The sequence below is a fragment of the Neptuniibacter sp. QD48_11 genome (assembly GCF_047778095.1).
Taxonomy (GTDB): Bacteria; Pseudomonadota; Gammaproteobacteria; order Pseudomonadales; family Balneatricaceae; genus Neptuniibacter.
Map to the genome: position 1 here is coordinate 2577131 of NZ_CP180551.1, position 9758 is coordinate 2586888.

Annotated in this window: 8 protein-coding genes; 5 read left to right on the top strand and 3 right to left on the bottom strand. The window is 41.7% G+C overall.

Translation table 11 applies throughout. The features are described 5' to 3' along the window. Positions 1 to 15: 15 nt before the first annotated feature. Together ACMXYU_RS11970 and ACMXYU_RS11975 are read left to right on the top strand one after the other, a co-directional pair. Positions 16 to 1062: an ABC transporter substrate-binding protein gene (locus ACMXYU_RS11970; protein ID WP_415898850.1), complete on the top strand. Its 1047-nt coding sequence runs from the start codon at positions 16 to 18 to the stop codon at positions 1060 to 1062. Between the two features lie 14 nt (positions 1063 to 1076). After that, positions 1077 to 3458 (top strand): EAL domain-containing protein, encoded by a 2382-nt coding sequence (locus ACMXYU_RS11975; RefSeq protein WP_415898851.1) that lies wholly within the window; start codon positions 1077 to 1079, stop codon positions 3456 to 3458. A 19-nt stretch (positions 3459 to 3477) separates the two neighbouring features. Here ACMXYU_RS11975 and trmA read toward each other — a convergent pair whose 3' ends face one another. Continuing rightward, positions 3478 to 4566 carry a tRNA (uridine(54)-C5)-methyltransferase TrmA gene (gene trmA / locus ACMXYU_RS11980; protein WP_415898852.1) on the bottom strand — a complete coding sequence of 363 codons (1089 nt, stop codon included), beginning with the start codon at positions 4564 to 4566 and terminating at the stop codon, positions 3478 to 3480. Between the two features lie 85 nt (positions 4567 to 4651). Then, on the bottom strand, positions 4652 to 5911 hold the full coding sequence (locus ACMXYU_RS11985) for an HDOD domain-containing protein (protein ID WP_415898853.1): 1260 nt from the start codon (positions 5909 to 5911) through the stop codon (positions 4652 to 4654). 411 nt (positions 5912 to 6322) lie between these two features. On the opposite strand from ACMXYU_RS11985, the gene metG reads away from it, so the two are divergent. Both metG and ACMXYU_RS11995 read left to right on the top strand, forming a co-directional pair. Then, positions 6323 to 8368 carry a methionine--tRNA ligase gene (gene metG, locus ACMXYU_RS11990; RefSeq protein WP_415898854.1) on the top strand — a complete coding sequence of 682 codons (2046 nt, stop codon included), beginning with the start codon at positions 6323 to 6325 and terminating at the stop codon, positions 8366 to 8368. A gap of 252 nt (positions 8369 to 8620) precedes the next feature. Beyond that, the gene (locus tag ACMXYU_RS11995) at positions 8621 to 8866 is read left to right on the top strand and encodes a TIGR02647 family protein (protein ID WP_415881899.1); all 246 of its coding nucleotides are present in this window, start codon (positions 8621 to 8623) and stop codon (positions 8864 to 8866) included. 48 nt (positions 8867 to 8914) lie between these two features. On the opposite strand, the gene ACMXYU_RS12000 is transcribed toward ACMXYU_RS11995, so the two are convergent. Next, entirely contained in the window at positions 8915 to 9178 is a 264-nt protein-coding gene (locus tag ACMXYU_RS12000; protein WP_415885375.1) for a hypothetical protein, read from the bottom strand. A 221-nt stretch (positions 9179 to 9399) separates the two neighbouring features. On the opposite strand from ACMXYU_RS12000, the gene ACMXYU_RS12005 reads away from it, so the two are divergent. Further along, the gene (locus ACMXYU_RS12005) at positions 9400 to 9732 is read left to right on the top strand and encodes a HopJ type III effector protein (protein WP_415898855.1); all 333 of its coding nucleotides are present in this window, start codon (positions 9400 to 9402) and stop codon (positions 9730 to 9732) included. The last annotated feature ends 26 nt before the right edge of the window (positions 9733 to 9758 follow it).

Genomic DNA, 9758 nt, shown 5'->3' on the forward strand with positions numbered 1-9758 from the left:
TTTCAGGCTTCTGCAATGAACGTAACCTTCATCAATCCTGGTAAACAGGGCGAAAGGTTTTGGGATATGGTTACGGAGACGATGCAAGCGGCAGCACATGACTTTAATATTAATCTTGAAGTCATATACGCTGAACGCAACCGCGTACATATGGCTGCTTTAGGAATTAAAGCCACTCAGCGAAAAATCCCCCCCGATTATCTAATTCTGGTTAATGAAGAGCAGGCAGCTGAAAAAATTTTACTAGCAGCTGCAAAAAAAAACATAAAAACACTTATGTTGCTAAGCGACTTTTTACCAACGCAAAGAGATCGCGTAGGTTTTCCCGGCGGTAAGTACTCAAACCTCTTAGGCGCCATCACCCCCGACTACTTTGCTGCAGGAAAGCGCATGATGACTGCGCTATTACACTGTGCAGAACAAAAACAGCATACGAAACCCTTCCATGTTCTAGCGATTGGCGGTGATCAGCTAACACCGGCCTCAATTGGGCGTAATGAAGGAGCACTCTCTGTTATTAAACAACACAATGAATTAAAACTGGATCGTTTTCTGTATGCTAATTGGAACCAAAAAGATGCTGAGCGGCTAACTCGGAAGTATCTACAATGGGCGCAACAAAATCAGATAACCCCCTCTGTGATCTGGGCTGCAAATGATCCTATCGCTTTTGGTGCTAAGGCTGCATTAGAGGCACACAATTTGAACGCTGGAGAAGACGTATGCTTAGTCGGGCTTAACTGGTCCTCAGAAGGCCTTAAGCTCGTAAAAAGCGGGGAAATGCTTTTAACTGATGGAGGGCATTTCCTTGGTGGCGCCTGGTCCATGGTGTTACTAAATGATTACCATCAACAGCAACTCAAAGGAGTTTATACGCCTATAGGTGATATACGCTTTCAGATGCAAAGCATTGATAAAAGCAATATCGATCTATACTTATCTCATCTCGGCAATGAACAATGGAATAAAATTGATTTCACCCAATTTTCCATTTTCAATAAAGAGGGATCTAGCAACTATGACTTTTCCTTAGAAAAAGTATTCAGTTCTATTACACAATAAAAATAAGGTCGTACATGCTATCTCACTTACGATCACTGCAAGTTAAATTACTTCTGGTATTAATACCTGGAGCATTGATCGCCTTAATAATTTCCTTTGGCTTTTCTGCATACAAAACTTCACAGCAGCTTGAACAGCAGCTACAAGAGAAAAAAGACAGCCTTCAAAGTTTACCCGCCAGTTTAGCGGTACCCCTATGGAATTTTAATACTAAAATCCTGCAAAATATTGTTGGTTCAATGATGCTCGACCCAGATTTGCTGAAAGTCGAAGTACGAGATGAAAGTAATAACATTGTATATGCACAACAGTCTGATGAATTGGAGCATGTGGATATCGCCTTTACCCTAGAAGCCCCAATCATTTATAGCAATGCCCATATCACTCAACAAGCAGGCACAATGGTAATTATGGTTGGTAATACCCGTTTACAAGCCAACCAACAACGCGCTTTAAACGAAACCCTAACCACCTTATTAGTAATGGTTGTAACGCTGCTAACCACCGTATGGTTTATTTACTATAAATTATTAGGCGGACCTATTCAGGCCATACTACAAGCTATAAAAAGCAGCAAAGGCGATGATTTTTTCGCGAAGGTGCAACACACATCTAATGATGAGTTAGGTGAAATTGCCAGTGCGTTTAACGATATGCAAAATAACATTGAAGGGAATCATCTGCGACTGAAAAATAGTGAGTTACGCCTGAGAACCCTATACCACTCAACACCATCGTTAATTTTCAGTTTTGATCAGCAAGGTATGATCAAAGATGCCAGTGATTATTTTCTGCAGAATTTAGGTTATGAACGAAGAGAAATAGTCGGCCATATGTTCAGCCACCTTCTCTATGATCAAAAAGATACAAACCAAATAAAAGACTGTATTCATACTCTGTGGCTGAAAGGTAACTTAACCGAATACCCTATCAATATAAAAACCAAGTCAGGACAAAAAATGGAAGTCCTGATGAATGCAACTCTTTCAGCAAGTGACTCTTATCCAGGAGCATTAGCCGTCATAACCGATGTCACCAGCCTAAATAAAGCTAGGAGCGAACTGGAATATCAAGCAAATACAGACGCTCTATCTGGTATAGCAAATCGGAACCAATTCCAGAAGCATCTACAATCACTTTTTGAAAACCGGCAAGAAAGCCAAACACCTTTTGCACTATTTTTTATAGACTTAGATCATTTTAAGTCGGTCAACGACACCTTCGGTCACCAAGTCGGTGACAAACTAATATGTGCAGCAACTAAACGCATTAGCTCTCAATTACGTAATGATGATCATATCGCTCGATTAGGTGGAGACGAGTTTGCAGTAATATTGCAAAACCTCCAGTCACCAGAAAAAGCTGAAGAAATAGCCAGTCGGATAGTTAGCAAACTGGAAGAAAGCTTCAATTTAGCGGCAAGTGATATCTACATTTCTGCATCAGTAGGTATATCCATGTTCCCTTCCGATGCCGATAATCCAACCAAGTTAGTACAAAATGCAGATATCGCCATGTACCGTGCCAAAGAGGGGGGACGTTGCCGTTATGCCTTTTACACACAAGAGCATAATCAACAAATTCAACAACGGGCTAAGATAGAAGCACTATTACGCAGAGCTATTGATGATCAATTACTGGAACTGCATTACCAGCCTATCTTCAACCTTAAAAATGCCCAAATCACCGGTGCAGAAGCATTACTAAGACTACGAAACGGTACAGAGCTTATCTCCCCAAGCGAGTTTATACCCATTGCCGAAGAAACTGGTTTGATAGTCCCTATCGGAGAATGGTGCATACAACAAGCTTGCCAACAACAGGCCCTATGGCGTGAAAAGTTAAAGCCGAATTTTTACTTATCTGTAAATGTATCCATACAGCAATTTCAATCCAGCCAATTTATCCACTGTATTAAAACTGCAATCGAAGAACATCGAATACCTCCAGCAAATCTTTTAATCGAGATTACTGAAAGCCTGTTACTGCTTGATAACCAGGCGAACCAACGCATATTCAGAGAACTTGGTTCAATTGGTTGTAAAATTGCCATAGATGACTTTGGTACCGGTTTTTCTGCTTTAAGCTATCTGATGAAATTCCCACTAGATATACTTAAAATAGATCGCTCTTTTATCAGCAATTGTACTGATAAAGGAGCATACCGCGGCTTGGTCGAAGCAATTATTCAGATGAGTAAAAGTATGCAGCTAAAGGTCATTGCAGAAGGCATTGAAACTCAAGAGCAATTAAATGCGCTTCGCCAGATAGAAAGTAAAGTGTACGCTCAAGGGTACTACTTTTCTAAACCCCTTAACGTAGAAGAGCTCGAGGAAAAGTGGGCCTCCCTTCAACAGGAGGCCCATGAGAAAATTGTGGTTTCACCTAAACGTTAAGAACGTTTACATTAGCTCTTTAACGGCGACTTAAATACACACCACACTCAAGATGATCGGTATAAGGGAACTGATCAAATATCGCAAAACGTTGTAACTCATGAGTTTGCGTGATGACTTTTAAGTTCTCAGCCAATGTATCGGGGTTACAAGAGATATAAAGAATATTGTCGTACTCTTGAACTTGTTTAACCGTATCATCGTCTAGACCAGAGCGAGGGGGATCAACTAGAACCGTTGTGAAGTTACACTCTTTCAAACCAAGGTCTTTGGTACGTCGTTTCTCTACGGCACCACTTAATACTTGAGAAAACTCTTCTGAGCTAATGCGAACAACATCAACGTTATCGATGTTGTTCTCTTCAATATTAAACTGAGCTGCACGTACAGATGTCTTAGAAATTTCAGTCGCCACAACACGCCGGAAGTTTTGCGCCATAGGCAGCGTAAAGTTGCCGTTACCGCAATATAGCTCAACCATATCTCCACCCGCAGTTTGGGTAGCATCTAATGCCCAGGAGATCATGTGACGACACACTTCGCCGTTTGGTTGAGAAAAACTATTTTCGACCTGCTTGTAGATATAATCTCGGCCGTTAATATCGAGTTTCTCGATTACAAAATCTTGATCTAATAGGATCTTAGTTTTACGCGAGCGACCAATGAGTTGAATGTTATATTTCTCTTTAAGCTCACGCGCAGCTTCCGTCCATGTTTCATCAATAGGACGATGGTAAAGTAGCGTTACCAGTAGCTCGCCGCTTAACGTGCTTAGAAAATCGATCTGAAACAGTTTTCTACGTAACACTTCATTCGGGCGAATATCTTCAAGAAGGTTAAACATCACCTCTTCGATTCGCTTAGACACCATTGGGCAGTGATCTATGCGGATACGGGCGTGCTTATTCCCCTTTTCAAACATCACATAGTAAAGGTCATCCTCTTCGTGCCAAACACGAAATTCACAACGCATACGATAGTGACTTTTTGGCGATTCAAACACCTCTATCTCTGGTAAATCAAAATCAGCAAACTGTTCAGCAGTTGCTGCTTTTTTAACCGCTAATTGCGCTTGGTACTTTTCGGGTTCAACAACAGAGATAGACATTCATGCCTCAAACAAAGAACTTAAAACAGAGAAAAGGGGGATAAATCCCCCTTGATAAAGACACATATTCTAGCAGGATGATAAGTTAGGCAAAACTACTCTTCACCCCTCCGCAACCTGGATGAGAAAATTTATAGCGACTCGCCAATTGCTGCCAATGATTTACCTTATCTTCCAACCCTAAACGCTCCAAATAGTGATAACTCAGACGACTAGAAATCTGACATCCAAGCACGTTGGTCACATTAGGTAAAATAGCGTCCGCAACATGCACAGCAGTTAGTGCCGAAAAATCATCAGATTTGCTAGATGAAGGGAAATGATGAAACAGAACGGTTTCAATGACGGCAGGAGAAATATTCCAAAGCGATAACAAATATGCACCCGCTTCTGTATGGCTGACACCCATACGCATTTTTTCCACAGCATATAGAGGCTGGTTAAGATCTGTCGCCTCCTGCATAACCTTTTGATAGCCCTCAGGATCATGGGTTGCGAAGATCAACATACCAAAATCTTGTAATAGAGCAGCCAAAAATGCTTGATCAGTTACAACAGGTGACGCTTTTACTGTACGACAGATCTCACGTGCCAAGCCTGCTACCAAAACCGAGCGATCTCGAATATGATCAAAAGCGAAGCTACTCCAACGGCCATCTTGAGGAAAATGTTCGAACACTTTGTTGGTTAATACCAGATCTCTAACTTCACGAACCCCTAACAAAGCCACTGCTTCTTGAAGGCTACTGATATTACGTTCAAGGACAAAACAAGCTGAATTTACCAACTGTAATATTTTGGCAGCCATCGCCATATCTTTTTCGATAATCCCTGCAATTATACGAGCATTACTTTTTGGAGAAGATAAGGCCTCGTTGAGCTCTACATAGATATCAGGCAGAGAAGGTAAAACCTTAACACTCCCCACAAGTTCACGCACTTTATCTTGCCCTAGAATTCGTTGTGCTCTCGCACTCTCAGATATTCCTTCACCTAATTGCGCTGGCTCGATGTCTAAGGGATAAAGTCGATGACAACATTCAGAAAATGCAACTCGTGTAGATATACTCATAGGCTTATAAAGACCCACTCTCATTGAGCCTGGTTGTATATCGATAAGAGTTCTAAGGTGAATTAATTCATCTTCTGCTTTAAGGCTACCTAGGTTCAGTAAGATAATGGCGTAGGTTTCCTGCTGTGCAAATTTAAGCAACTGCTCCCAATCAGGGACCAATGTGACTGCGTAATTTAAAAACCCTTTTAGTTCGCTTAAATAAGCTTCAGCATCCGATTTGTCAGAACAGAGAAACAGAGCCTTATCCAGCTCTGCATTGTTTGTATTCATAAAATCACTTTTGGCTGAACACGGGATCTGAACATAATAGATCTCGTATTCCTAAGAGTTTACATCTCCCTTAACCAACACCGCCTGCTAAAACTCCATTTGTCCCTGCAGACCGAACAGTCGCATAGCTTACTTAAGTATGATCACTTTTCCTAATTTTTGTAGGGCTATATTCATTTCAACAACACAGCTTGTAGCCTGATGTTTTAATGTGGTTCATTGTTAGCGGAAAATTATTGTTCACAAGTATTTATTTCAATGCTTCGAGCAAGTAAATCTCCACGAATTTTCGACTATTCTTAAAAAACACTCCTTCTACAGTTAACAGAACTTTAACTGTTCATAAAATCATCCAAAACGCGTAGAATCTGCGGTCTATTTTTTTAATGATTTTAGGTTTTCAGGCAGATCATGACTGACAGCAAACGCAAAATTCTTGTAACAAGCGCCCTTCCGTATGCTAATGGCCCTATCCATCTTGGTCATTTGGTGGAATATATCCAGACTGATATCTGGGTTCGCTTCCAGAAGCAACGTGGCCATCAATGTACATATGTTTGTGCTGATGATGCTCACGGCACGCCAATTATGCTTAAAGCGGATCAGATGGGTATTTCACCGCAAGAATTGATCGATAAAGTAAGCGAAGAGCACCAGCGTGACTTCTCTGGCTTTATGGTTGGTTTTGATAACTATCACTCTACCCATTCACCTGAAAACCAACATTTCTCCTCGAAGATCTACACGGCTTTACGTGATGGCGGTCATATTGCCAAAAAGACCATCACTCAGGCGTATGACCCAGAAAAAGAGATGTTTCTTCCTGATCGTTTCGTTAAGGGTGATTGCCCTAAGTGCGGCGAACCAGATCAGTATGGCGATTCCTGTGAAAAATGTGGTGCCACCTACAGCCCTGTTGAATTGAAAAATGCATACTCCGCTGTTTCTGGTGCGAAACCAATTGAAAAAGAGTCCGAACACTACTTCTTCAAACTAGGTGATTTCGAATCGTTCTTACGTAACTGGGTAGACAACCACGTTCAGGAACAGATGATTCATAAACTGAATGAGTGGTTCGAGTCCGGCTTACAAAACTGGGATATTTCCCGTGATGCACCTTACTGGGGTTTCGAAATACCAGACGCTCCAGGCAAATACTTCTACGTATGGCTTGATGCACCTATCGGTTACATGGCCAGCTTTAAAAACTGGTGTGATAAGAACGGTGTCGACTTTGATGAGTACTGGTCTGAGTCTTCAGAAACTGAGCTATACCACTTTATCGGCAAAGATATCGCTTACTTCCACACCCTATTCTGGCCAGCAATGCTAGAAGGTGCAGGTTTCCGTAAGCCAACAGGAGTTTTCTGTCACGGATTCTTAACCGTTGATGGTCAAAAGATGTCTAAGTCTCGCGGCACGTTCATCATGGCTGAGACTTACCTTAAGCATCTCCGCCCTGAATACCTACGTTACTACTTTGCCGCTAAGTTAAGCTCAGGCATCGATGATATCGACCTTAACCTTGAAGACTTCCGTATGCGTGTAAACGCAGACTTGGTCAACAAAGTTATCAACATCGCTTCTCGCTGTGCAGGCTTTATCAAGAAGAAGTTCGATGGTGAAATGGCACCAGCGCTATCTGAGCCAGCGCTATATCAAGACGCTGTAGCTGCAGGTGAAAGTATCGCTAAGGCATACGAGAACCGCGAATTCGGTAAAGCGATGCGTGAAATAATGGCGCTTGCTGATAAAGCTAACCAATACATCGATAACGCAGAACCTTGGGTACTTGCTAAACAAGAAGGTCAGGAACAAGCGGTTCAAGATTGCTGCTCTATGGGCATCAACCTATTCCGGGTCATTCTGACTTACCTAGCACCAGTACTTCCACAAGTAGCTGAAGAGGCACAAGCTTTCCTAAATGTTGAGAACATGGCGTGGAATACTATTAAAGAGCCTCTACTTAGCCATAAGATCAATAAGTTCAAACCGTTGATGCAGCGTGTTGAAGAAGAGAAAGTAAACGCAATTATCGAAGAGACTAAAGAAGTCTTGGCCGCACTTGCTGCTGCGACTGAGCAAAGCGCCAAAGCAGATAAAGGTCCATTAGCTGATGAGCCAATTGCCGATACAATTGAGTTCCCAGACTTTGCTAAAGTCGATCTTCGTGTTGTGCGCATTGCCAAAGCTGAACATGTAAAAGGCGCGAACAAGCTTCTACAGCTCACACTAGATCTAGGCGGTGAAACACGTAATGTCTTTGCAGGCATTAAGTCCGCATATGCACCTGAAGATCTAGAAGGTAAGCTAACCGTCATGGTCGCTAACCTTGCACCAAGAAAAATGAAGTTCGGTGTTTCCGAGGGTATGGTTCTCGCTGCAGGTCCAGGTGGCGAAGATCTGTGGATCCTCAACCCAGACGAAGGTGCACAACCTGGTATGCGCATTAAGTAATTCGATAAGGGGCAGATTTTCTGCCCCTTTTTTTATTGCAGTTATAAAAATTCATTCTCCTTTTAAAACCGCCTTCCTCTTCAAACCGGATCAATTATCAAAAACGTCCGAACAGCATAATTTCTTTCTCATAGAAATTAATGGGTTATATTTCAAAGCAAGAAGGTCTATGCTGTTGGATAAGGTCTTTTGCTAAACATCAACACTTGGCTAACACACCTTAAATACCGACGATTTTTTTCAGGAGCAGATATGCCGTATAACGAAGAGATCATGCAAGAATTGAACGTATTAAATATGTTTAACCTCGATACAACGCAAGAAGGTATTAAAGTTCACTCCTCCGCTAAACCAGAAATTATCGCAGCCACACAGCGCCTATTTGATAAAGGTTTAGTCACGCAAACCGACGGCGGTTATTTAACACCATTAGGACACGACGCAGCTGAAAACAGCCAAACGCTATTGACCATACTATTAACCGAAAGTCGCTTATAGTTCACAAAAATAAAGGGCCTTCCGGCCCTTTATCTATTTGTTAATGCCTCAGAGACCAGCATCTGGATGAGTAGCTATAAAGTGCTCCATAACTCTACGTAGCAAAGCTGCATGTTCATCATCACCTTTCCTTTCAGCCTTAGTGATGTCATCCAAAATAATACGCTTAATAAGCTTCTCACCTTGGTGTTCTACCAAATAGTTACCCATCGCCATAGCGATGATAGGGTCAACATGTTCATGCTCAGCAATCGCGTCTACTTCAGATGCAGATAGGCCGCTCATTTCCAAACACTCTTGATAAGTTAACATGGCTAAACACCTCTTCCTCATTGAAACCTAAGTACATTCTTGTACACCCTTGCCTAAAGGATTTTCTAACCTTGGCACTTTCAGTGTAAATCAAATCGCCAGTTCCGTTATTCGTGAATGGATAAAGATCAAGCAAGGCTGATTGAGATCAAACTATTGCAAAAATTAAACAGCACTCTAATATCCAACTGCAGATAACACTTGAATTAGAAGGCATAAAAATGACCCTAAATGAATTTCTTCAGCAACTGGGTAACAACCCTGAACTTGATTTTGAAGACACTATGCAAGTGATCTCAGATAACTATGAATTTTCGCCGACAGCTTTCTCTAATGGCGATGTTCAGAATGAGGTCGGGCAAAATGAAGGGAGCTGTAAGATCTTTGCATTTGCACAATTAAACAATTTAGACAAAGAACAAACGTTACGCTGCTTCGGCCGTTTTTATCAGGACGTATTAAATACACCCGAAGGCGATGATCATGGAAATATTCGTAACTTCATGAAAACAGGTTGGGAAGGTATTTCATTCAGCGGATCAGCTCTATCATAAATTAAAAAAGCACCCCTAAACGGGGT

What these genes read in the sequence shown, in the direction of transcription:
- ACMXYU_RS11970 (WP_415898850.1), top strand. Translation starts at nt 16, where the DNA reads ATGAACGTAACCTTCATCAATCCTGGTAAACAGGGCGAAAGGTTTTGG.
- ACMXYU_RS11975 (WP_415898851.1), top strand. Translation starts at nt 1,077, where the DNA reads ATGCTATCTCACTTACGATCACTGCAAGTTAAATTACTTCTGGTATTA.
- trmA (WP_415898852.1), bottom strand. Translation starts at nt 4,566, where the DNA reads ATGTCTATCTCTGTTGTTGAACCCGAAAAGTACCAAGCGCAATTAGCG.
- ACMXYU_RS11985 (WP_415898853.1), bottom strand. Translation starts at nt 5,911, where the DNA reads ATGAATACAAACAATGCAGAGCTGGATAAGGCTCTGTTTCTCTGTTCT.
- metG (WP_415898854.1), top strand. Translation starts at nt 6,323, where the DNA reads ATGACTGACAGCAAACGCAAAATTCTTGTAACAAGCGCCCTTCCGTAT.
- ACMXYU_RS11995 (WP_415881899.1), top strand. Translation starts at nt 8,621, where the DNA reads ATGCCGTATAACGAAGAGATCATGCAAGAATTGAACGTATTAAATATG.
- ACMXYU_RS12000 (WP_415885375.1), bottom strand. Translation starts at nt 9,178, where the DNA reads ATGTTAACTTATCAAGAGTGTTTGGAAATGAGCGGCCTATCTGCATCT.
- ACMXYU_RS12005 (WP_415898855.1), top strand. Translation starts at nt 9,400, where the DNA reads ATGACCCTAAATGAATTTCTTCAGCAACTGGGTAACAACCCTGAACTT.